Below are 22,590 nucleotides of genomic sequence, written 5' to 3'. Positions count from 1 at the left end.
CTTAGTTGAGAATAAATTATGTATTAAATTAAGGGTGTTTGCTCTATGAAAAAAATTAGTTTTATTTTTGTGATAGCTCTTTTGGGCAGCACTTTGCTTGCTGGGCAAACTTCTAATAGACGCTCAAAGATTAATTTCAACGAAGCAAACATCAATACTTTTCAGGATGATCCTGATTATGTTTGGCGATATGTACCAAAATTTGGATGGCGAAAATTTTCCCCCGAAGGAGATGCTTATAAAGAGTGGAAAGATTGGAAAAGCGTGAGAAGGCCGCATCAGCATCACTGGTTTAAACATTGGTAGGAATTTCGTAAGTAGCGCGGTGTTTAAGTCGCAAAGAACGGCGTATCTTAGCGGCTTCTTGACGCTGGAGCTCTTCATCGTTTTCAATAATCAAAGAAGGGCACCTCAGAGGTTTGCTGTAGTCATCGAGACTCACAAAAGTGGCATAGGCCTTAACTGCAAGCTTTCGCTCTCCGGTACGAGGGTTTTCTGCACTTACTGATATGCCTATTTCCATACTAGAGTTAAAAACTGCATTTACTTGACTTTCCAGCAAAACGACAAAACCATGTTTGATAGGAATAACAAAATGCACTTCGTCAAATGAGACAGTAACAACATTGTTGCGGCAATGACGCTGAGCACTTACTCCAGCGCAAATATCCATCCAACTCATAATCTCGCCACCAAACACAGTGCCGTGAGGGTTGGTGTGTTGCGGCATAACCACTTGGGTCATGTGAACGCGAGTATAAGAAACAGTGCCTGGACGTAGTTGAGAGTGGCTCATGAAGACCTCTGCTTATATTGAAAGTTAAGTTTTAAAAAATAACTCATGCAGTTATCGAACAGCGTTTTGTTTTGTTGCAAAAAAAATAATCTGAAACATATATTTTCTTCGTTTAGATACAAGGGATTTAGATGGTAAACAAATACAAAATTTTTTTTTTGTGCAGCAAAGAGTTTTATTAAGGGTTTGTTGAAATTTTCCACTTATGAATCATATGGCCAATCCTTTCTATCTCCAATCGAATATTTTCAGGCAGTTGTTCAATCAGTGTGCCGGGGTCTATGTTGGAACGGAGTATATGGAGTGTATGGAATATGTGGTGGTGATTTATTCATCTTATATCCTCGCACTGATCCTTCATCTTTTTAATATTAAAAATAGAGCCATCTTGTAAGGAACATGCATCGGAATATCCATCAAACCCGGCAGGGAGAAGTCACGAGCAAGATTGCTCCATCACTGTTAGAGGAAAATGAAATTCTATTAGCCTGCTAATAGTATCAGGATAATTTAGCTCCATAACTTCCCTAGAGAATTTGTGGAAGCTCTCGATGTAATGAACTTTATCTTGAGGACATTGTTGAACTTTATTGTCTGAATTGTCTGAGTTTTGCTGTTGATCTTTCTTATTTTTGCTATCGCTCTTTTTTAATGTGTTTGCTTTGTTAGTAGCTTGGTGATTGCCTGTATGCTTTGTCTGTTGAGGGGAGCATGCAAAATACTCAAGGGTAAAATTATGTAACGTGTTATTATTTTTTAGTTTCATTACAGATGCTAGTTAAATCTGTGCAATGTAGTTGTAATATTTATTAAAAATAATCAACAGATTGCTTTAAAAATATTTGCCAAAAAAGTTTTTGAATATTTTAAAAAAAATCAATTATATGGTTAAAAAATTAAAAAAGCCCCTAAGGGCTAATAAAAATTTGGTGGAGGTGGCGGGATTTGAACCCGCGTCCGCAAGATATCTGCTTTAAACTTCTACACGTTTAGCCATCTGGTTTGCGCTCCCACAAAACGCCCAGTGGCAGGCTTTTTATGGCAGTTTTTAGCCTATTTCTCATCTTTAGGCCGACTAAAAAAGCCTAAAGACCAGCCTGTGGGGTTTTTCACCAGCTACCCGGCACCCAAGCCAGTTCCGGACCAGTGGCTACTCTAAGGTTATTAAGCTTAGGCAGCTACAGCAGCAAAGCCGCTGTGCGCAACATTTTTGTTTGCATTTATGTTTTTTCAGTATTTTTACGCGGTTACCGAAAAACCCGCGACGTGCCATTTAAAACTTCCATCCTCCGTCGAATCCATAATCACCCCCGCAGGCTAGTATAATCATCAAAAACTCATGGGGCAAGACCTGTTCTAAATGGTGTTGAGTTTTTGTAATAAAGCCGCTAAGACAGACACGAAATTACGAAAGGATTGCTATATGGCTCGTGTGACCGTTGAAGATTGTCTAAAAGTTATCGATAACCGTTTTGCTATGGTACTGCTTGCGGCTGCACGTACGCGGCAGTTAATGAAAGGAAGTCGCCCACTAGTGGATGGCTACAAGAATAACGAACAGGTGACAGCTCTTAGAGAGATAGCAGCCGGAAAAGTACGCTTTGATAAAGAAGTGAGATACGTGTTGGAGTCTTCTCTTTCTGATTTGAGTAAAGAATACCAGGCTAAACATGGTCTGCGCTCCTAGAGAAAGCTTGGGGAAATTCTATGTCCGATGCAAATAAGTCTGAACTGAGCAGCAATGTGGTAGAGTTTCCCTTGTCAAAAGAGCGTGTAAAAAAAGGGCAAGAAACTTCTGCATGTGTGCTCAATAGAAAGAAACGGGCACTTTTTGCTGAATGGTTAGAACATGGCACTGTCATGGTGCTTTTTGATGCAAGAGCTTCGGAAGTTAAAGTTCCTACAGAATTCAGCGTGCAAGGCAGTTTAAGACTAAATTTTTGTTATGACTTTCATGTGCCTGATTTTAGTTTCAATGAATATGGAGTGTGGGCGACTTTATCGTTCGATTCTGGAGAGCACTTTTGCATGGTGCCATGGGCGAGTGTTTATGGTATCCAATCGACAACTTTAAAATCTGATGCAATTTGGTTTGAGCACTTTCCAGCTGATCTGCAACCTGAGCTGGTTTTAGGTATGACCAAAGAGGAATTTCAGACGCTTTGCAAACAAGAACATTGCGAAGAAGAAGACTGCGATGAAAGTAATAATGTTATTTCAATTGATTTCGGCCAAAAATAGAGGCTCTTGATGGCCCAGTGCCATGATTTGGAAATTCATAATCAATTATGTAATTGTTGAGATGGTAGAGGCGTTTCTTCAGTCTTTTGCGATGTCTAGATATTGTTTGATTTAGCTGATGGTTATTATTTATGCCAGGTGTGCTTCGAGAAAAAAAACTAGATCCATCCTTAGCTTTGTCACTTTTCAAAGTCAAAAAGTCATTTGGTTCTCAAATAATCTGTCAAAATATTACGCTCGATGTAAAAAAATCTAAAGTTCTTTCTATTCTAGGGCCCTCTGGCTGCGGAAAAACTGTCACCATTAAGATGATTATCGGACTTGAGTTGCCTGATGAAGGCTCAATTCTTTTTGATGGAATGGATATTGCTGCGCTCGAAAAGGAAGATGATTTTTTGCCGGTTAGGCAACGTATTGCAATGGTTTTTCAGGGAGCGGCATTATTTGACTCCATGGATGTCTATGACAATATTTCATACCCTCTCGTTGTACAGAAAGCTTGTAGTGAAAGTGAAATAGCAGACCGAGTGCATATGACACTTGCCATGGTGGGCTTGCCTGATGCCGCGCATAAGATGCCAAGCGAACTTTCTGGAGGGATGAAAAAGCGTATTGGTTTAGCGCGTGCCATCATAACTAATCCAGAAATTATACTATATGACGAGCCAACAGCGGGGCTGGACCCAATCAATACCAGAAGAATTTTAGATCTTATATTGTTTTTGCAAGATCGCTTGTCGTGTACAAGTATTGTAGTTACCCATGATATGCCAGCAGTAAGGCTTATTAGTGATGATGTTGCATTTTTTTATGCAGGTAGGGTGCGCGCTTTCGGCAGATTCAGCGAGCTCGAGCGCAGTAAAGATGAGCTTGTGAGAGGATTTGTCCTAGGGGACCCTGCAGTCTTGTTGACAGTTCAAGGAGGTTTGTAGCCAATGACTGCTGTAAAGCGCCGTTCTTATGATTTAATTTTGGGTTTATTTGTCGCAATAGGGCTTATAGTCTTGGTCCTTTTGATCTTTTTGATTGGACGAGAGAGACGTTTGTTCGATAGCACGGTTTCCATTGAAGCTCACTTTCCTAATGTTGCAGGCTTAGCTTTGGGTGCTGATGTTATGCTCTCTGGTGTGGTTGTGGGGCATGTGAGTAAAATTAGGTTTCCTCTATTACGTTCAGATGCACCTGGATTATCGCGAGATATTACTGTAGTGATGGAAATTTCGAAAAGCGCCATGGATTGGATACGCGAGGATTCTATAGCTCGCGTTGATAGCAAAGGTCTATTGGGCGACAAAATTATTAATATCAGCATAGGCTCGTCTGAGCTGCCAAAAATGCAAGTTGGTGGGATGCTTAAGTCGACTCCGCCGGTCGACTTTAATAAAGCACTTCAGCAGGCCCAAGAAATCTTGGAGAACGTAACTGAAACAGTTTCAGATGCACGAGATGTTTTTAAGGGTTTTGTCGCTGAAGGCGGCGATGCTGCTTTGGCAAGCTCTGCTAAGTCATTAAGAAAGATTTTCAAGGAAATTGAATCGGGCAAAGGAGTTTTGCATGAACTCATTTACGATCATCAAGCAGGCAAAGACACTAAGAAATCTATAACAAGTATTAGTTCTACTGTAAAAAAAGTTGAGAACGTTGTTGCTGATATCCAGTCAATTACAAAAGCGGTAAAAGATGGGGATGGCTTAGTTCATGCTTTGCTTTACGATTCTGAAGGGCAAAAAACGGTAAAGCAAATGAACATCAGTTTTGCTAAGCTTTCGTCGCTGCTTGAAGAAATTAAATCTGGGCAAGGTGTGATACACGATTTAATTTATGCAAAGGATAATGGGCAGTTTATTCACTCATTGAATAGTGCAACGCACGACTTAGCCTTAATGACGCAAGATGTAAAAAATGGTAAAGGCTCTTTGGGGCTGCTTTTAAAAGATCCAAGCCTCTATAATGAAATCTATGGTTTGATTGGTAATTTGAGGAGAAATAGATTACTTAAGGCCGTTATTCGAGCAGGTATTTCGGGGCAACAGGATGCCAAATAATCACCCAATATACCAGTAAAGATATCTAAGGGAGTTTCAAAGTTTATCTAGTGGATTTTTTGCTCCCTTTTTTATCGATCGTATTGGTATTGAGCACAGTAGTTTTAGGAGACGAAGGTCCCATGTTCAGTAGAAAAATTAGATTAAAAATGAAGTTAACAAATAAAATCATCTGCATAGTTCTTGCAATGCTGTTTGTTGCGCCAGAATTATCCTGGACCAAAGAAGAAGCGCTAGGAGGGGAAGAGGCGCTTTTTGAAAATTTACCTCGCGTGGTGCTTTATTTAGGCGCTCAATATGGTGTGCCTACTAAAATTAAACCAGGAGCAATGCTTGCTGCATCGCTCGAATCCCTTGAATCAAGTATCGCTCGATTAGTGGTGACACTTCCAAAATCTCTTGAAAAAGAATTAGAGGAAAGCAAACAAGATAAAGACTCTTCTTCATCTTCAAGCTCTTCATCTTCGAGCAGCGGGCCGGAAGCTTCCAAAAAAGAAGTAGAAGTAAGTAAAAAAGATAAAGACTCAACTTCACGCTTATCGCCTTCTAGTGATGGGCAGTCTGCTTCTGAAGTCCAAGAAAAAATAATAATTGATCTTGGTGGCACGAAAAAAGTTTTTAGCTATAAGCCTCTAAAATCCGTTTGGGGTATGGTTTTTATTTTGCGCGACATTTTTAAATTTGTTGAGCTCGAAGCGAAAAAGCAAGGTTTAGCCATAAAATCAAAATCAAAAGAAGAGCCTATCAATTGGGAGAAAGTTGAATATGCCGTTATCAACGCAATGTTGGGGACTCTTGATCCTCACTCAGTTTTCCTTGAGCCCAAATACGCTCGTGATTTAACTCTAACCACGAAAGGTGAATTTGGCGGTATAGGAATATTTCTTTCGATACGCGATGGGGCACTTACTGTCATTAGCGCGATAGACGGTACTCCTGCTGCGATTGCTGGGCTTAAAGCAAAAGATAAAATTGTGAGAATCAATGAGGAGTCTGCCATAAACATGTCGCTCGAAGATGCGGTTACTAGACTGCGAGGAGCTCCAAAAACAAAGGTGAGCATCAGAGTGCAGCGTCCTAATGTTGCAGAAGAAAAAACCTTCGAAATTATGCGTGACATAATTAAAGTCGATTCGGTTTCTTTTGCATTGCTTGATGAGCAGACGGGCTACCTTCGTATCAAAGCCTTTCAGGGAAATACCGCGAAAGATGTGAAAAATGCCATTTTAAAAATGAAAACCAAAAGCCATAATAAGATGAAGGGGCTCATTATTGATTTACGTGATAACCCGGGCGGTCTTTTACGTGAAGCTGTAGCTATTTCAGATTTATTTTTAAGCAATGGTGAAGTGGTTTCAACTCAAGGGGCGCAAAAAGAGTCTAGACAAGTAGAAATGGCTACGCCTGGTCAAATTGATAAAGATCTTAAGTTGGCAGTCTTGATCAATGGCGGTTCTGCTAGCGCATCAGAAATTGTTAGTGCTGCTCTTAAGTATGGTGGTGTAACAGCCGATAATCCAGCAGGTGGAAGAGCAATTGTGATTGGTGATTCCGCCACCTTTGGCAAGGGTTCGGTGCAGATGTTGTTCGATTTTCCAAGTCTTAGAGAAGAAAAGAAAGAAAAAGACAAGCCCATTGAGCCCGCGGCATTAAAATTGACGGTAGCTGAATACCACGGCCCCCAAGATATAGTTATTCAAACCTATGGCGTGATGCCTGATATAAAAATTTCTCCTGTTAACGCAAGCGATTCAAAAGAGCTGAGCCTTTTTCAAAATACTGCAATGCGTGAGATCGATCTTGATGCTCATCTTTTGGCCAATAAAAAAGAAGAAGATAAATATCTTATGGACTTAAGTTTTCTGGCTCCTCCTGCTGAGGAAGAGATCGAATATGGCAAACTCAACTTAGAAAAGTTAAAGAAAGAATTTCCCATTATCGTAGGTCAAGAGTTTCTTAAGGCAGCTAAGAGTTCGAAGCGCAGCGATTTACTGGCCGAGGCAGATAAAGTAAAAGTGAATTTGGAAAGCCAAGAGAAAAAAAAGATTGTTGATGCACTCAAGAAATTTAAAATTGATTGGTCGGAAGGAGCAAAACTAAGCTCGCCAGAAGCGCTTAAAGCTACTGTTAGTTCCAATTCAGGAGCAAAGGCTGGAGAAAAATTAAAATTGTCTGTCAAAATTAAAAATGTTTCTGATAAACCGGCTTATCAAGTACATGCTATTACTCATTCAAAAACTCCCTTATTTGATCAACGCGAATTTATATTTGGGAAGCTTTTACCTAATCAAGAAGTTGAGAGAAGTATTGAACTTGAAATTCCCAAAGACGTTATTAGCCGCAAAGATCTACTCACTTTGGAGCTAAGAGATGTCGCTCAGCAGAAATTATCTCAGCTCAATATACCTCTATCAATTTCAGGTCTTGAGCGTCCGCGCTTTTCCCATATGGTTTTTGTAGACGACAGCAAAAATCAAAATAAAGATGAAGTTGAACTGGTAGTATGGCTCAAAAATATTGGAGAAGCCAAAGCTGAAGAACCCATTGTTGTTTTAAAAAATGAATCTGGTTCCAAAATATTTTTAAAAACTGGACGCGCTCAGCTTGATCCTCTTACACCTAATCAAGAAGGCAGTGCTCGGTTTTCGTTTAGAGTGAAAGAGCCAAGTGAAGTGGCAGATTTTGAACTGCAGATTTTTGACGGACAAATGCATGACATTTGGCGAGATAAAGTTTCATTAAAGCTGGGCAAAAATCACAAAGCAAAAATTGTTATGAAAAAATCTTCCTTACTTGTTTCGAGTAAGTCAGCACAGTTGAGGGAAGAAGCAAATGAAAGTTCTCAAATGCTTGCAACTTTAAAAGAGGGAGTGATGCTCGATGCCATTGGAGAGAACGATAATTATTACTTAGTGAAAGTCAAAGATAATTTATCAGGATTCATCAAGAAATCAGATGTGAAGCCAAATAATGGTAAAGATAAAAATATAAAAAATAACAAGAGTTCTCACTATAGTCTGAACTTTGAGAGAGTTCCTGCCAAGGTGCAACTTAAATTTGCTAATGGTGACGGATGGACAACCAAAGCTAAGGGGCAGGTTGTCGCAGATATTTCTAATGCCAGCAAAGTTTCTGAAGTGCTTTTATATGTCAATATGCGAAAGGTCATGTACAAATCTATGAAAAAATCTCAGACCGAAGAAAAAATTTCTCATGAAGTGGTGTTAAAACCTGGAGTCAATATTATTAGCATTATTGCGCGCGAAGACGCTATTTATGGGCAACGTGAAAATATTACGGTTTTTTATGACGATATGGGGCGAGTACTAGCTATGCCTCCCAAATTATCAACAGCTGAAACTTCAACGAAGAAGCCGGTGACCGTTGAGTAAGAAAAATTGCTGTTTTTGTTGCAAGCGGCATGTGCCGCTTTTTTTATGGGAAAAAAAATTTTATTTGTTTATTCTCTTTTCTAACTTACAAGATGATCGTATGTATAAATGCGCAAAGCTTAAGGAGAGAAGAATGAAAATGGAAATAGGAGCAGACCGAACACGAAGTGAAAAATTAAAGAGTTTGGATCTTGCTGTTCAAAATATTGAAAAACAATTTGGTAAAGGCTCCATCATGCGTTTAGGTAATGATGAAGCAATGACTAAAGATCTCGACGTAACTTCTACCGGTTCGTTGGGAATTGACGTGGCCCTCGGCATAGGTGGGTTTCCTCGTGGGCGGATAATTGAAATTTATGGACCGGAGTCAAGTGGTAAAACCACGCTGACCTTGCATGCAATCGCCGAGGTACAAAAACGCGGTGGTGTTGCAGCGTTCGTAGATGCTGAGCACGCTCTCGATGTTGGATATGCACGAAAGCTGGGAGTAAAAACAGACGATCTATTAATTTCTCAACCTGACACTGGTGAACAAGCATTGGAAATAACCGATATGCTTGTGCGCTCAGGTGCTCTTGATCTGGTGATTGTGGACTCTGTAGCAGCTTTGGTGCCAAAGGCTGAAATCGAAGGTGAGATGGGTGATTCCCATATGGGTTTGCAAGCACGATTGATGAGTCAGGCACTTAGGAAACTGACTGGAAGCATTTCTCGCTCGAAGACAAGTGTTATTTTTATTAATCAATTGCGTATGAAAATTGGAGTAATGTTTGGCAATCCAGAAACAACCACCGGTGGTAATGCCTTGAAGTTTTATGCATCAATGCGTTTAGATATAAGAAGAATTGGCGCTATTAAGCAGGGGGAAGAAGTAGTAGGCAATCGCACTCGGGTTAAAGTGGTGAAAAATAAATTAGCGCCACCATTTAAAGAAATTGAGTTTGACATCATTTATGGTCAAGGAATTGTTAAGCATGGTGAGCTCATTGATTTGGGTGTGCAATGTGCAGCAGTTGAGAAAAGTGGCTCTTGGTTTAGTTACGGCAAAGAAAAAATGGGACAAGGTCGGGAAAATGTGGGGCAGTTTTTGCGTGAGCATCCGGAAATAGCTTTGGAGATCGAAAATAAAATTCGTGCTCACTACAGTTTGCCCTTGGCGCAAGGACCTTCAGTTAATGGTAAAAGCCATACAAAGCCTGTGCTTGAAGCTACAGCTTAGCCTAAAATAATTTTGAGCTTCTTTGTGTAAAGAGCAACGAGCTCAAAATTAATAAATTTTAATAAAAGAAGCCAACACCTAATACTAAGCTCCGACATTAACCGAGCATTTAATTTCTTCCTAGTCCTCGCTTTGCTGCGATCGTTCAGAAATTAAATGCTTGCTTAATTTCTGGGACTGGTATTAGGTGCTGGCTTTTGGTATATGGGTTTTGCTAAATTTTTGCGCAAGTTGCTCTGCAGCTAAGTATAAAGGGTCCAATATTTTTCCAGGAAAACAATGCTGCTTGGTATCTGAGCGTTTTAACAAAGAAAATTCAGTGCACCCTAGTATGACGGTACCTTTTTTTATGCCAATACGATTCAGTACTTGATCTAGACTAATCCTATCTGTATTTCCCGCGAGAATTTCCATAATAAATTTCTGTGATAGCTCAGGCTGTGGATAATTTATAATGGTATTTTTTGAAAAATATGGCACGTGAATTTTTTCTGTAGCACTGGTAATGCTAGCCAAAATAGAGATAGGCTCTGTGCTAACCTGTAAGCTCATTTCAGTACAACACTTCGCTAGTAGTTTTAGTAAATGAATAGTATCATCGCCAAAAAAATTATCATCGACAAAATGATGAAGCGTCTGACATGCAATGACGATAGAATCGCATTTTTGCCCGCGTAAAAAACTTAGCGACCTATGAACTTGGTTTTTGACTTTATCTTCATTGAAGGAAGAGCCTAGCATGTCTTCAAAAGGTACACTATGCAAAATAATTTCAGGAAATTCCCAATCATTTACTGCATGAAATTTTTTTTGCCAAATATTAACCAACTGCTTAACAAAAAAGGCACTTGCCTCAGGGCCAGCTCCTCCAATAATTCCAATTTTCATTTTTGCCCTCTGAACGAAATATATCTTCTTACATGAGCTTTGTTTTTGATAGCCTTATCTTCGCTGTAGTGATAGTAAAGCAGGGATAGAATTTAGAGGCCGTGTCCAGAAAATCTATACTGGTCATATTTTTTATTGTGTCAAAAAATTAATCGTACAAAATAAAACCAGTTTTTAGTTTTTTAATTCAACTTTTTAAATGCTGATTTAAATGCCTCGATCGCAATAGCACGAGAAGAGCTTAAATCACAGATCGGAACACAGTAGTTAAGTTGCTGGAGTTGAGCATCAGACATTTTGCTAAATGGTGCATGAATAGATTTGTCCTCAAGCTGACTTAATTCAGGAACAAATTTTCTGATAAAATTGCCCGAAGGATCGTAGCGCTGGCTTTGCAAAACAGGATTAAAAATTCGAAAATAAGGTTGAGGATCAACTCCGACCGAAGCCGACCACTGCCAGCCGCCATTGTTAGATGGTACATCTGCATCGATAAGATTGCGCATAAAATAACGCTCGCCTTCATGCCAATCGATCAATAAATTCTTGCTCAAAAAAGAAGCAGTGATCATGCGCAAGCGATTGTGCATAAAGCCGGTTTGATTAAAAGCACGCATAGCTGCATCGACAATCGGAATGCCCGTAGTACCTTGTTGCCAAGCCAAAAGATCTTTGCTGCTGTGACGCCACTGAATGTTTTTACTCTCTTTGCGAAAGGGCTCTCCCTGAGAAAAATCAGGAAAAAAATTCCACAAATGTCGGTAAAACTCTCGCCACACGATCTCGGTGAAAAAAATATGAGCCCCAGAATGTGCGCTGTGAAGCAATCGAGGGTGGGTAGTGAATAGTTCGCTCAAAACCATCCGCTGTGATAAAAGACCCACACATAAATAAGGAGACAAACGGCTGGTTTGATGCTCGCCAAAATAATCGCGCAGCTGAGCATAGTTATTGATATCGTGCGAAATAAAATTCTTTAGTCGCTCCAGGCCTGTTTTTTCGCCCGGGGGAAACATAGCTTTATCGTAACTTTGAAGCTCAAGCCATGATGGAGGGCGAATATCTTTGGCATGGCGAGATATATTTTTCTTTGGGGCATTAAGATGGTGTAAAAGATTTTTATTGTGTGCAAGAAGTTCAGAAAATTTGCGGCAAAAGGGAGTAAATACTTTGAAGGGTTCGTGGGAGTTATTTAATACTTGCCCAGGGCGAAACAAAGTTTGATCGATGAAACTTTCGTGTTCACGATTTTTTATAAGAGTTTTAAATAATTTTTTATCATCATCATCGATTGGTTCATGAAAAAACAATGATGAAATTTTTTTATTTTTCAGCAATTGCTCAAAAGCTTGTTCGGCTTCTTTAGTATTTCTCGCTTCTAAAATATGAAAAGGAATACCTAAGTGAGCCAAGTTTTTTTCTAATAACTGCAGTGAGTCCATAAAAAATTGATTGCGCCTGCCACCGTATTTTTTGAAGCTCGGCTCAAAAAAGATGAAGCATGCGTGAGTGTTTGCATTATGTTTGAGAGCGTTTGTTAAAGCTTGATGATCTTTAATGCGAATATCGTTGGCGTAGAGAACAAGAGAGCTCATAAGTTTTCCTGAAGTAATTTTACCAATCCCAGAAATTAATTGACCTTTAATTTCTTCCTCGTTCTCACTTTGCTGCGGGCGTTCAGAAATTAAAAGCTTAGTGAATTTCTGGGATTAATATTGTAGTTCCAAAATTATGCTAAGCGCCGCAAAAAGCAAACGATTGAATTTGAATTTCAACTAATCCTTAAAATATAAACATGAGCCTGGAAATTTTTAAAACTAGATAAAATTTCTAGGCTTTTTAAGGATAAAGCGTATGAAGATTTTTATGGGGAGTAGCCTAACCCTCACACTGCTCATGAGTTTTAGTTGTGGCTTTATGGAAAAGGGCCTTCAGCTCAACGAAGGAATAACAGATAATGTGGATGATATTTCGGCTTTCAATCCAACGCTTGAAAGAGATTATTCCACTATTTTGACTCAAGAAAAAGACATTGTAAAAAATGCGCCTACAGCTCAGATAAATGCTTTAGCATTTAATATCTACGATCAGCTCAAAGATAAAGAAAACATAAGCTATTCACCCATGAGTATATCCATGGCTGTGGCAATGGCCTATGCCGGTGCTGGTGGTGAAACCAAAAAAGAAATGCAAGAAACATTGGGCTATGGTGCAGATGATGCAGCGGTGTTTAGTGGATATGGAAATTTTAGCGCATTGTTGACGCATAAAAATTTTGAAAATGTAAAACTCACTATCGCCAATGCCACATGGTTAGCGCAAGGTTTTGAGGTGCTTGAAGGTTTCCAAAATAAACTTAAATCAGCCTTTAGCATAAAATCCATCAGTCTTGATTTTAAAAATGAGCCTCAGCGTTCTACCGACATCATCAATAAAAGCATTGCCCAACAGACCAATGGCAAGATTGATAAACTGCTCAAAGCTCCCCTCGATAGCGCAAGCAAAATGGTTTTGACCAATGCCATTTATTTTACCGGTAAATGGGAAAATCAATTCGAAGAGCACAATACAAGTAATGCCCAATTTTTTGCTCACAACAGCGAAGAAATTAGCACAGACTACATGAATCAAGTGGCATATTTCGATTATGCTGAAGATGAAGAAAAGCAAGTTGTTCAAGCAAACTACGAAGGAAAAGAATTTTCAATGGTCTTTGTTTTGCCAAAACAAGGGCATGAAGATGTTTTTGCCAAAAAAATGACTAATGATGATTTTGCTCAGATGACGAACAGCCTTGTGAGTACCAAAGTAGATTTTAAACTGCCCAAATTCACTCAAAGGTTTTCGCCAGAAGTTGGACAGATAATGCAAAATATTGGCATGAAGCAGGCTTTTGATGAAGATCTTGCCGACTTTAGCGCTATAGAAACAAAAGAAAAACTTCATATCAGTAAAATTTTTCATGAAGCGGTGGTTGAGGTATCAGAAAAGGGAACCACTGCCGCAGCTGCAACAGCCATTATTATGGAGCCAGCAACAACTTCTATAGGTGGACCAGATGTTGTTGAGCCTCCTGTTGAATTTTATGCCACCAGACCTTTCATGTATTACATGATTCACAAGGCTACCAATGCCATAATTTTTATGGGCAAATATGATAGACCTCAATAATATCCATAGTGTTTAATGATAGAGCCGCTTTTTAAAGCGGCTTTTTTGATGGCACAGATTTTTATCCTTGTTTTCTACCGCTTGACGATGATGATTTGGTATACCAAACAAAAGTATGGTTTTTGGTGCGAGCAAGGGTGAATGAATGGAAGAATACAAAAGCTTTAGAGAAGTTCGTGGCCGCGGTACTGGTGACATAAGGCGAGGGCGCTTTGAAAAAATTCAGGTGAGCTATCTTTTAGAGGAAGCACGTCAAATAAAAACTCAGGTGTTTAAAGACACTTCACGCACCATTATTTCTTACAATGATAGTCCCGATGTTGGATTTAGTGCATCGCTCAATCCTTATCGTGGCTGTGAGCACGGCTGTCTCTACTGTTATGCGCGCCCCACCCATGAATATTTGGGATTATCTTTGGGGCTTGATTTTGAGACAAAACTTTTTGCCAAGATGGATGCTGCTGAACTTTTACAACAGGAGTTTGATAAAAAAAAATGGCAGCCTCAAGTAATTGTTATGAGCGGCGTGACTGATTGCTATCAGCCCATTGAAAAAAAATTAGAGCTCACCAGAGCTTGTTTAGAGGTGGCTGCTCGCTATAAAAATCCGGTGGTAATTATTACAAAAAATCATTTGGTCACGCGCGACATAGATATTCTTAAAGAGCTTAACCGCTATCAGGCAATCAAAGTTTGTATTTCCATTACAAGCCTCGATAAAAAATTGGCTACACAATTAGAACCGCGCGCATCACAACCCAAACGCCGTCTTTTGGCTATTGAACAACTCAGTGGGGCTGGCATTCCGCTTTGTGTCAATGTGGCACCGATAATTCCAGGGCTCAACGATCATGAAATTCCACAGATTTTAAAGCGAGCAAAAGAAGCGGGAGCCAAGGAGGCTTTTTATACGATGGTGCGTTTGCCTTACGGCGTAAAAGATATTTTTAGCCAATGGCTCGAGCGTTATTTTCCCGATCGAAAAGATAAAGTGATACATCGCATTCAAGAGGTGAGAGGAGGACAACTTAATGTATCGACCTTTGGTGATCGAATGATTGGAGTTGGACCTTATGCTGAGCACATTGCTCAAATGTTTAATCGCTATAGAAAATTGTACCAGCTCGATCAAAAAATCATCCTGAGCATCAAACATTTTAAACGTGAAAGTAGAGAGCAGCTCTCTTTATTTGAATAATTTTTAATCTAAATAAGAAACTTATTTTCCCCATAGCCGCTTATGGGCAGCACTGTAAAAGTTTACTGTGGAACTAAAAAGGAAAACGTAATGGCGCTCAAGAGAAGTTATCTTATTGACCCGATAGAGACATATCTCGATCTCATCCAAAAATTATCTTTGGGCTCTAAACATCTTCTTAAAGATGGTGAAGTTGCTCAGACTTTGGCGAGCTTGACCGGTTTGTCAGAGGACTTTTTTTTGAAAATTGTAGATGCTGACATTCTTTTTTCGGTTTTGAGCATGCTGCCTACCGATGAGCAAAAGGCCATCGCAGCCTTGATCTTGTGGCATGAAGATCAAAATACTCATGCTCAAATTGCTCGTAAAATTATTGACAGGATCAATCAGAAAGATATCGATGAGCGTGTTAGAGAAATAATTTCAAAATCTCTCTAGCGTGCGAATAGCATCAACGACTTTTACGGGAAGGGGAACTTTTTTGGCATTAGGATAATCGAAAGATACGATTATGCCTTCTCCTTCAGCGGCAATTTTTTGGTGGTGATGACTAAAGACAGCGTAGTTCATCAAAAATCGATCGCTTTCGATCAAGCTTACTTTGGTGCCGATGGATATGGTGTCGGGAAAAGTCAAAGGTATACGGAATGTGCACAAGGTAGATTTTAATATTGGACCTATGCCAGAGTGTTTCATCTCTTCAATTATTTTGATTTTGTGAAAGTAGGCGATGCGCGCTTCTTCAAAATAGCGAAAATAGAGCGTGTTGTTGACGTGCTGAAAGGCATCCATGTCGCCCCATCGAAGATTATCCTCAATTACCACTGAAAATTCTTTAAGCATGGTATCTCCTTGCAATAATTAGGTTTTTAAAGATGCTAGATTGTCAAAGAAGTCTGTCAATAAAATAAATTGATGCTGATAATCACAAATTGAATCACAAAGTGCGAATGAAGTATGAAGCATGCTCATAGGCTGTTGTGTCGAGGATGAGAAATGCTTTTGGCGAATTTTATTTTTGGTAAATCTAAATCCTTAGGAAACTGTTTTAAAAGTATTTAAATGTTGCCAGTCTTTTCACCATTAGGCGAATCATACATATTTTAATGAGAAGTTCTGACTCTAACTTCCTGGCTATACAGCGCATGGAATCACATACCTTCCGAGCGAAATGAATTTTTAAAGCTTTAGCACAAACTGCGCAGGATCTAACTGACCAAAAATGTTTCTTGGTTAAGGTACAAAAATCCAAAGGTCAACCTATTTTTAGCGCTCAGAGCAGCTGCTTATAAGCCTAAAATTTTTTGCACTCCATGAGCAATAAAAGCATCCGTCATTAAAGACGTTAAGCCGCTTATTAGCGCAAAAAGTGCAATTACTTTCGCCATTATTTTCTCCTGGAAAGATTAAGCAAAAATATATTCTTGTCTTAAGCTTGTCCAGGCCAATCAGGTCTTTACATTTTCATGAATTCACAAATTTTTGCTATATCAGTCAGTTCTCGCAATAGCATTTCAAGCACACTTTGATTAGGTAATATTTGAGTTAAATCTATATTAAACTTTACATTTTTAACATGGTTTTTTTGTGCGCTCTCAAGTACATCAATGATTTTTTTCATTGAAGAATCATTATTCAGTTCTCTTAGCTGCTCTTCATATGCGATTATCATAAAATTATCATAAATTGTAGAGCCTTTTTTTATCCAAAAATCGATTTTTCCTTCACCTATTTCAAAGGTAAATATAGCTATATTGTCATCATTTATTTTTACAAAATTACTGCTATTTGCTTCTTTAATCTTAGGAATTACTATGTTGCCGCCGATATTATTATTATTATTTTCTATGTTACAAATTTTAGGAATGCGAGATTCAATGGCTTTTCTCAAGTCATTATCAAGCGGGTTATTATCTTTAGATCTACTCCGATTTGCCCCCAAGCTAGCCCAGATGCTTTTTCCTTGTTTGTCTTTGATATTGGGGTTAGCATCAGCATTTAGTAACAGTTGAGCAATTTTTAAGCGAACTATATTATCTGCTTCTTCCAGATTATTGTGATTACCTTCCTCAAAATCATAAATGTACTTTCCATTATACCAAGCAGCATAATTAAGCGGAGTTTTTCCTCTGTAGTCTTGCGCGTTCACCATTGCCGAAATTGCTGCTTTTAGGAAATCTACGTCTATTTTTTCCCCTATAACAATTCTATTTAAAGCTTTAATTAAAGCGGCAGCTAATAACCGGCCTAAGGTTGGATTATCTCGAAGCGAGGTATTTATTTTTGAACTTATTTTATTGGCCACATTGGGATTCAAGTATATACTTGGGGGTTGATTTGCAACTTCTACCGCAGCATTAATCAACTCCACTAAAGCATCTAGTCCTTCGTCTTTGCTTATTTCTAAAATATCTACAAAACTATTTTCTTTGTAAAAACGCTCCATTGCTTCAATTGCGGCTTCTTTAACCTGATTTTCATCTATTAAGCGCTCTTTCAATAAATATCTAAAAGTGGCGATAACCCCTGAGCTAATGGCCTCTGATGGCATTTCTGTGGCTTCATCGATCCCTGTTTCAATTATTTCCTTTACTTCTTTGCCTAGGGCTTTAATGGCCACTAATAAGTGTTCCACCATTTTTAAGCGCCCTGCCATAACCGCAACATGCAAGGCAGTCGTGCATCTACTATTATCATCAAAGTCATCACTTAACATTAAATTTGCGCTGGATTCGAGCAAATAATTCAAAATTTCAACATTGCCTTCCATGGCTGCGATGTGAAGTGGAGCAAACCACCCATAAATTCCATCGTAAACTTCCTCATATTCGTCAGGTATGTAATCCCAAGCCCTCGTCGTTGCTCCATATTTAAGTAGGAGCTTTACCATTTCTAGTCGACCTTTCTTAACTGCGAATAGTAATGGCGCTCGAGCTGCTTTATCCACCCTATAGCAAGGGCCATCCACTTTAGCCCCTTTTTTCAGCAGCAGTTCAAGTATATCTAACCGATTATTTTTAATTACTGGATGAAGTATGGATTCACAATCACAATTTTCCGATGAGCCACATGGTGCATCTACCGATTCACAATAACTAAGTAAATATTTGATGATTACTCGATCACCAATACGATGCTTTATAGCCAATTTTAGCGGACTTAAACCTTTTCTATTTTGGGTATTAATATCTGCGCCATGCCCTAATAAATGCAGCACCTGATCCTGGTCTTGATTTTTCACAGCATTATGAAGAGGTGTGTTCCCGAAACAATCGCTCCCGCTGACATCTTTAGGAACCAAAGATTTTGCAAATGAGTCCTTCCACTTTTTTTTAGCATTTTCTAGCTGTTCATTTGCATGCTGCGTATAAGCTATAAAAGGTGAAAGAAAAAAGAAAACTGACGTGATTAATTTAATATACATTTTTACGTTAATCCATTATTTATTTTGTCACTGCGCAGTGCTTTACGTAAATGAACTGTGGTCGTCAACACTGTGTCGGCCAAAAATAATAATGAAATTATTGAGCATAATTAAGCCGTTTTAATGAGTAAAAATTCGCTTTATTTTTCAAGGACTCTTTGTTGTAAAAATTTATCGGGATATTTTGAGCTTTGGTTTGGGCTTTTTAGTTAAGTGCTGTGACTAAACTTTTTAAACTCAATTAATATTGACTGTGAAAAACCTGCGCTCATCGCTCTGAAATTTAACTGCTTAGATTTGTAGCAAGAACTCATGGATAAGGGTGCAGAAATAAATAACTCAGATTTTAACCTGTATTATGAAGCTGCAAATCAAATAGTTGAAACCTTCTTTGATTTGTATTTGAAGGAATTTACAAAGGCGAGCGTTGTTAGGGAAATGATAGCAAAGGGCGCGGATGTATGCCTTACCGACTATGGGGATAAAGCACCGCTTCACTTAATTTTAGAAAATAATAAACTCAATAGTGATAAAAAAAACAAATTCTTCATTTTGCAGCTCGCTGTGGCTCTATTGAGCAGATTGACCTTATTCTTAAATATGGAGCTAAACTTGATGTAGTTGGAGGAAATCCGAGACTCGCTTCTGTTCAACTTGCCTCATTTTTTGGCCGAAAAGAAATAGCTGCTTACCTGGGCGAAAAAAGCAATCAATAGGCAAGGAGAATACTTAAAAAATAGAAGTATATATAAGTATTGTTTGCTCGTCCAAGCAAACGGAGAATAACTTCGTTGCTATGATGAGCAAAGTTAGCCAGTGCAGTAATTACAGCTTGTTAAGCGGTAGCTTTACCTGATGCGCAATGGTAGTAAAAAAATCCTTACTCGTGTTATTAAAATGAATGATAATTTTAACGATAAAAAGAAAGATAAGGAAATCGTTAAAATAATAGCGGTTTTGTTGGTAGAAGTTTTAGATTATTGTTGCCAGAAATGTGGGCGAATAGTGGTATTTGTTGACTGCTTAAGTTTTTATGTTTTTACGTAATTAAAATGCTGTTTCACAAATGAAACTCAAGACATAATGCCTTCACATAGACAAGCAATAAACGACGTAACTAATCAGCTTCGTAAATAATTTATAGGATTTTTTTATTGAAACGTGCGCCTGATAAGGCGCATAGTTAACATTCAAGGTAGATAGCCTTGTCGAAAATAGTATTGATAAAATTCATTTATAGTATTTTAATGAATTTAGAACGATTTTTAAATGCTTTTTTCATGACATTGTAAATTATTAGCAATATATTCAATGCTCCAATTATACGCTGGAAAAGGTCCAGATGGCGATGTGAAATATTTTGCTATTTTATTATTAATGCTCGAGGACTGATATGAAGAGCAATAGTATCAATTATTAATGGTCGTGTTCCAATGGATGGAATCCCAGCGAGCGACAGTTTTTTTGACCAGGGCCCATATTGAAATATAGGGGTAGACTTCCCGTTTATATTTTCTGTGCCCTGCCTGATATTTATCACATCAGGTGTGCCTGAAAATGGAATTATAGCTTGCTGTTGCTGTGGGTATATTAACACCAGATTGTGCCGCCAGCAGGGCAAACATCTTTTCATCGCCTAGTTCATAGTTTTCCATATAATCCGTGTCGACATAAACTGATTCTTGATCGATAAATTCAGAATTGCATTCAAATCGCTTGGTAAAAGATAGAAAATCAATTTTATCCAAAGTTAGTAATAAAAGAAGGGGCTGTAGTAGCTAAGCCCAATTAAGGGTAAGCTACTTCAATGTATAAGAGACGCAGCCGTTTAACAGTGCGCCAGCAGAGCGAACTGATAAAATTATTTGTTGCTGGTGTAACCGCCAGAGCAGCATCAGAACTGGTTATTATTCAATCTAATACAGCCAGTAATTTCTTCTTAAGGTTAAGAAAATTAATAGCCAGCAAACTTCCAAGCTATGACTTAAGCGGAGAAATTGAAGTAGATGAAAGTTATTTTGGCGGAGTTCGAAAAGGCAAGAGAGGACGTGGAGCTGGAGGTAAAGTAGCTGTTTTTGGCCTTCTTAAGCGAGGTGGCAAGGTTTACACAGCCATCATTCCTAATGCAAAAACAGAAACTCTTCTGCCTATTGTAGAAGAGAAAGTTCTTCCGGACAGCATAGTTTATACAGATACCTTTAAATCATATAATGCCTTAGATGTATCTGCATTTCACCATATGCGCATTAATCATTCCAAGCTGTTTGCTGATAAGCAAAACCATATCAATGGGATTGAGAACTTCTGGAACCAAGCCAAACGCAATCTGCGTAAGTTTAATGGGATAAAACAGGATAATTTTTATTGGTTTCTTAAGGAATGTGAATGGCGCTTCAACGGAGGCAATCACCAACAGCTTCTAAAACAGCTAAAATACTGGTATAAACACACTAAACATTAACGCTTAGCTACTACAGCCCCTAAAAGAAAAATAAACTATAATGCAGAACTGAATGTTGAAAATAATGAAATTATATTCTTAGAAGGCTCCTCAGTTTGCTTTTAGGGCTTTTGCTTGAGCTTGGTTAACTTAATCGAAAACAAATAGCAAGGCTTTGCGGCGTGGTGCCATTTCCAAAGCGGAGAAAAAACTTTTATTGTCAAACTTGTGGCGGGAGAAGAAACATGCGCCCAATATGGTTGATTGTATGCAATTTTTATAAATTCGACACTAGCCTAATCAACGGGGTTCCGTAAAATTTCTGCTTTATTTTTCAAATTATTGTAAGCATCGAAAACGAAATGCTTTATAGATTCAAGTTTTTGTAATTGTATTTCACCCCATTTTTTTGATTCGCTCAATTGGTTGAAATAACTTGTTATAAAGTTAACTTTTAAGAATTCAAAAAAGTATTCCATGTGAGGATTTTTGCCATTGGCGAGCAATATTCTCTCTAGGGCAACAAGAAAATAAACGATTTCTAAAACCACAGGCAATTTCCTTAATCTGCCAAATGCTTCGCAATCAATAAGTTCCACTGTTTCGCCGTTTAAAAATATATTATTCGGCTGCAAATCGCCGTGAAGCTGAGCCTTCAATTTCCTTACATAACTTGGAAGATCAGATAATCTTTCCTCTGCGGAATCAGAGCTATCATCATACTTGATAGTAGCCAGATGAAATTCTGCGATTCTTTTGCCTAATAGGCTAATGAAATTTGGCAAATTCTCACCTTCAAGAATCTTAGCAAGAGGGGCTCCTTTGGCGCGTTCTGAAACTGAAATAAGTTGAACCAGTTTTTTATTTAGTATTGGATGCTTATAGGTAACGGCTAAATGTTTAAATGGTATCAATAATTTCACAGACCTAGAAATGCTTATCTGCTGTAATTTGCGGAATGCAGCAATACTCCCCTGTAATTCAGAATTAGCATGGTTACTCGAAAACTCTTCTTCTGCTATGAGGTCCTCTCTCGTTCTCCCCATTTCCAAATTTTCCTTTATCCATCCAGTATTTATGCCAAGTAACTTGAATATCAGCGTAGGTGTGGCCCAAATTCCTAAATTCTCAGCTCCTCCCTTAATTTCTTGGAGCATTTCAAGATCAGAATCAGTCATGGGAAGAAATTTTTGATTGGCTCTTAAAATAATTTTTATTGAATTTGCATCTCCGATGCCTTTTTGAGCAAATGGGAAATCATATAACAACACGTTATCACAGAAGATATTTGTCGCGAATAAAACAAATAATAATACGTAGTTGCACATATGATTTTTCCATTAATTTATATGCTGTAGACTCATAAGTATTACTTAGCAAATCGATCATTTTCAGGCATTAAAGATATGTTAATGAGATTGTAAAACATTAGAAACTGTAAAAAAATCAATTAGGCAATTCTAGTTCACCAAATATGACTGTGACTTAAAAGTATGACGTGAAAACCTTTTTGAAAGGAAATATCATGTCGTGCTTGTATGAAACCTGTTTGTCAGATTTTGCCTGGGAAGTGATTGAGTCACTTTTTCCTGCTAACGCCAAACGAGGCAGACCTCGTGTCTATAGCTTTCGGAGCATAGTTAATGGCATATTCTACGTTTTTAAAAAACGCTTGCGTATGGCGTTGTTTACCCAACGATTTTCCTCCTCGAGGCATCATTTATTACTATTTTCTCACCCGGTCTGTTTCTGTTGTGGGAGGACTTAAATGCCATT

20 protein-coding genes and 1 other RNA gene are annotated in these 22,590 nt (G+C 38.4%); 13 read left to right on the top strand and 8 right to left on the bottom strand.

Annotated features, from left to right (window positions below; genetic code table 11):
* Nucleotides 1-45: 45 nt before the first annotated feature.
* Entirely contained in the window at nucleotides 46-306 is a 261-nt protein-coding gene (locus H6731_02130) for a hypothetical protein (protein ID USN51228.1), read from the top strand.
* Here H6731_02130 and H6731_02125 read toward each other — a convergent pair.
* Both H6731_02125 and ssrA read right to left on the bottom strand, forming a co-directional pair.
* A complete protein-coding gene (locus H6731_02125; protein USN51917.1) occupies nucleotides 293-745 on the bottom strand; it encodes an acyl-CoA thioesterase in 453 nt (150 codons plus the stop codon). The two genes, H6731_02130 and H6731_02125, sit on opposite strands and share 14 nt — an antisense overlap.
* A gap of 978 nt (nucleotides 746-1,723) precedes the next feature.
* Nucleotides 1,724-2,108, bottom strand: a transfer-messenger RNA (tmRNA) gene (gene ssrA, locus H6731_02120).
* Nucleotides 2,109-2,219: 111 nt separating this feature from the next.
* Between ssrA and H6731_02115 the strand changes: the two genes are divergently transcribed.
* The 6 genes from H6731_02115 (at nucleotide 2,220) to recA (ending at nucleotide 9,693) form a co-directional block, all read left to right on the top strand.
* Entirely contained in the window at nucleotides 2,220-2,483 is a 264-nt protein-coding gene (locus H6731_02115) for a DNA-directed RNA polymerase subunit omega (GenBank protein USN51227.1), read from the top strand.
* A gap of 20 nt (nucleotides 2,484-2,503) precedes the next feature.
* Complete coding sequence (locus tag H6731_02110) at nucleotides 2,504-3,037, top strand: hypothetical protein (GenBank protein ID USN51226.1); 534 nt, start codon at nucleotides 2,504-2,506, stop codon at nucleotides 3,035-3,037.
* A gap of 131 nt (nucleotides 3,038-3,168) precedes the next feature.
* Nucleotides 3,169-3,969, top strand: coding sequence for an ATP-binding cassette domain-containing protein (locus H6731_02105; GenBank protein USN51225.1), 801 nt, complete (start codon nucleotides 3,169-3,171; stop codon nucleotides 3,967-3,969).
* 3 nt (nucleotides 3,970-3,972) lie between these two features.
* Complete coding sequence (locus H6731_02100; GenBank protein USN51224.1) at nucleotides 3,973-5,082, top strand: MCE family protein; 1,110 nt, start codon at nucleotides 3,973-3,975, stop codon at nucleotides 5,080-5,082.
* Between the two features lie 149 nt (nucleotides 5,083-5,231).
* On the top strand, nucleotides 5,232-8,474 hold the full coding sequence (locus H6731_02095) for a PDZ domain-containing protein (GenBank protein ID USN51223.1): 3,243 nt from the start codon (nucleotides 5,232-5,234) through the stop codon (nucleotides 8,472-8,474).
* Between the two features lie 139 nt (nucleotides 8,475-8,613).
* Nucleotides 8,614-9,693 (top strand): recombinase RecA, encoded by a 1,080-nt coding sequence (recA, locus tag H6731_02090; protein USN51916.1) that lies wholly within the window; start codon nucleotides 8,614-8,616, stop codon nucleotides 9,691-9,693.
* A gap of 183 nt (nucleotides 9,694-9,876) precedes the next feature.
* Here the strand turns inward: recA and H6731_02085 are convergent, their stop codons facing one another.
* The gene (locus tag H6731_02085; GenBank protein ID USN51222.1) at nucleotides 9,877-10,581 is read right to left on the bottom strand and encodes an aspartate/glutamate racemase family protein; all 705 of its coding nucleotides are present in this window, start codon (nucleotides 10,579-10,581) and stop codon (nucleotides 9,877-9,879) included.
* A 182-nt stretch (nucleotides 10,582-10,763) separates the two neighbouring features.
* Nucleotides 10,764-12,176, bottom strand: coding sequence for a deoxyribodipyrimidine photo-lyase (locus tag H6731_02080; GenBank protein ID USN51221.1), 1,413 nt, complete (start codon nucleotides 12,174-12,176; stop codon nucleotides 10,764-10,766).
* Between the two features lie 259 nt (nucleotides 12,177-12,435).
* On the opposite strand from H6731_02080, the gene H6731_02075 reads away from it, so the two are divergent.
* The 3 genes from H6731_02075 (at nucleotide 12,436) to H6731_02065 (ending at nucleotide 15,388) form a co-directional block, all read left to right on the top strand.
* Complete coding sequence (locus tag H6731_02075; GenBank protein USN51220.1) at nucleotides 12,436-13,752, top strand: serpin family protein; 1,317 nt, start codon at nucleotides 12,436-12,438, stop codon at nucleotides 13,750-13,752.
* A gap of 145 nt (nucleotides 13,753-13,897) precedes the next feature.
* On the top strand, nucleotides 13,898-14,950 hold the full coding sequence (locus tag H6731_02070) for a PA0069 family radical SAM protein (protein ID USN51219.1): 1,053 nt from the start codon (nucleotides 13,898-13,900) through the stop codon (nucleotides 14,948-14,950).
* 90 nt (nucleotides 14,951-15,040) lie between these two features.
* On the top strand, nucleotides 15,041-15,388 hold the full coding sequence (locus H6731_02065; GenBank protein ID USN51218.1) for a hypothetical protein: 348 nt from the start codon (nucleotides 15,041-15,043) through the stop codon (nucleotides 15,386-15,388).
* On the opposite strand, the gene H6731_02060 is transcribed toward H6731_02065, so the two are convergent.
* Nucleotides 15,374-15,793: an acyl-CoA thioesterase gene (locus H6731_02060; GenBank protein ID USN51217.1), complete on the bottom strand. Its 420-nt coding sequence runs from the start codon at nucleotides 15,791-15,793 to the stop codon at nucleotides 15,374-15,376. The genes H6731_02065 and H6731_02060 overlap by 15 nt on opposite strands.
* A gap of 613 nt (nucleotides 15,794-16,406) precedes the next feature.
* The gene (locus tag H6731_02055) at nucleotides 16,407-18,374 is read right to left on the bottom strand and encodes an ankyrin repeat domain-containing protein (GenBank protein ID USN51216.1); all 1,968 of its coding nucleotides are present in this window, start codon (nucleotides 18,372-18,374) and stop codon (nucleotides 16,407-16,409) included.
* A gap of 312 nt (nucleotides 18,375-18,686) precedes the next feature.
* Here H6731_02055 and H6731_02050 point away from each other — a divergent pair, with 312 nt between their 5' ends.
* Complete coding sequence (locus H6731_02050; GenBank protein ID USN51215.1) at nucleotides 18,687-18,995, top strand: hypothetical protein; 309 nt, start codon at nucleotides 18,687-18,689, stop codon at nucleotides 18,993-18,995.
* 742 nt (nucleotides 18,996-19,737) lie between these two features.
* Here H6731_02050 and H6731_02045 read toward each other — a convergent pair.
* Nucleotides 19,738-20,007 carry a hypothetical protein gene (locus H6731_02045; protein ID USN51214.1) on the bottom strand — a complete coding sequence of 90 codons (270 nt, stop codon included), beginning with the start codon at nucleotides 20,005-20,007 and terminating at the stop codon, nucleotides 19,738-19,740.
* Between the two features lie 174 nt (nucleotides 20,008-20,181).
* Here H6731_02045 and H6731_02040 point away from each other — a divergent pair, with 174 nt between their 5' ends.
* Nucleotides 20,182-20,835, top strand: coding sequence for an IS1595 family transposase (locus H6731_02040; protein ID USN51213.1), 654 nt, complete (start codon nucleotides 20,182-20,184; stop codon nucleotides 20,833-20,835).
* 275 nt (nucleotides 20,836-21,110) lie between these two features.
* On the opposite strand, the gene H6731_02035 is transcribed toward H6731_02040, so the two are convergent.
* Nucleotides 21,111-22,085 carry a hypothetical protein gene (locus tag H6731_02035; protein ID USN51212.1) on the bottom strand — a complete coding sequence of 325 codons (975 nt, stop codon included), beginning with the start codon at nucleotides 22,083-22,085 and terminating at the stop codon, nucleotides 21,111-21,113.
* A gap of 227 nt (nucleotides 22,086-22,312) precedes the next feature.
* Here H6731_02035 and H6731_02030 point away from each other — a divergent pair, with 227 nt between their 5' ends.
* Nucleotides 22,313-22,582, top strand: coding sequence for a transposase (locus tag H6731_02030; protein ID USN51211.1), 270 nt, complete (start codon nucleotides 22,313-22,315; stop codon nucleotides 22,580-22,582).
* Nucleotides 22,583-22,590 lie beyond the last annotated feature (8 nt).

The organism is Myxococcales bacterium (genome assembly GCA_023898405.1).
Taxonomy (GTDB): domain Bacteria; phylum Myxococcota; class UBA727; order UBA727; family JABDBI01.
Note: the sequence above shows the minus strand (reverse complement) of the source record. Positions and strands in the feature narration are given on the sequence as shown.

Coding starts and splice junctions, on each gene's coding strand:
- H6731_02130 (USN51228.1), top strand. CDS start 46: ATGAAAAAAATTAGTTTTATTTTTGTGATAGCTCTTTTGGGCAGCACT.
- H6731_02105 (USN51225.1), top strand. CDS start 3,169: ATGCCAGGTGTGCTTCGAGAAAAAAAACTAGATCCATCCTTAGCTTTG.
- H6731_02110 (USN51226.1), top strand. CDS start 2,504: ATGTCCGATGCAAATAAGTCTGAACTGAGCAGCAATGTGGTAGAGTTT.
- H6731_02080 (USN51221.1), bottom strand. CDS start 12,176: ATGAGCTCTCTTGTTCTCTACGCCAACGATATTCGCATTAAAGATCAT.
- H6731_02070 (USN51219.1), top strand. CDS start 13,898: ATGGAAGAATACAAAAGCTTTAGAGAAGTTCGTGGCCGCGGTACTGGT.
- H6731_02100 (USN51224.1), top strand. CDS start 3,973: ATGACTGCTGTAAAGCGCCGTTCTTATGATTTAATTTTGGGTTTATTT.
- H6731_02075 (USN51220.1), top strand. CDS start 12,436: ATGAAGATTTTTATGGGGAGTAGCCTAACCCTCACACTGCTCATGAGT.
- H6731_02040 (USN51213.1), top strand. CDS start 20,182: ATGTATAAGAGACGCAGCCGTTTAACAGTGCGCCAGCAGAGCGAACTG.
- H6731_02115 (USN51227.1), top strand. CDS start 2,220: ATGGCTCGTGTGACCGTTGAAGATTGTCTAAAAGTTATCGATAACCGT.
- H6731_02055 (USN51216.1), bottom strand. CDS start 18,374: ATGTATATTAAATTAATCACGTCAGTTTTCTTTTTTCTTTCACCTTTT.
- H6731_02085 (USN51222.1), bottom strand. CDS start 10,581: ATGAAAATTGGAATTATTGGAGGAGCTGGCCCTGAGGCAAGTGCCTTT.
- H6731_02050 (USN51215.1), top strand. CDS start 18,687: ATGGATAAGGGTGCAGAAATAAATAACTCAGATTTTAACCTGTATTAT.
- H6731_02065 (USN51218.1), top strand. CDS start 15,041: ATGGCGCTCAAGAGAAGTTATCTTATTGACCCGATAGAGACATATCTC.
- H6731_02045 (USN51214.1), bottom strand. CDS start 20,007: ATGAAAAGATGTTTGCCCTGCTGGCGGCACAATCTGGTGTTAATATAC.
- H6731_02095 (USN51223.1), top strand. CDS start 5,232: ATGAAGTTAACAAATAAAATCATCTGCATAGTTCTTGCAATGCTGTTT.
- H6731_02060 (USN51217.1), bottom strand. CDS start 15,793: ATGCTTAAAGAATTTTCAGTGGTAATTGAGGATAATCTTCGATGGGGC.
- recA (USN51916.1), top strand. CDS start 8,614: ATGGAAATAGGAGCAGACCGAACACGAAGTGAAAAATTAAAGAGTTTG.
- H6731_02125 (USN51917.1), bottom strand. CDS start 745: ATGACCCAAGTGGTTATGCCGCAACACACCAACCCTCACGGCACTGTG.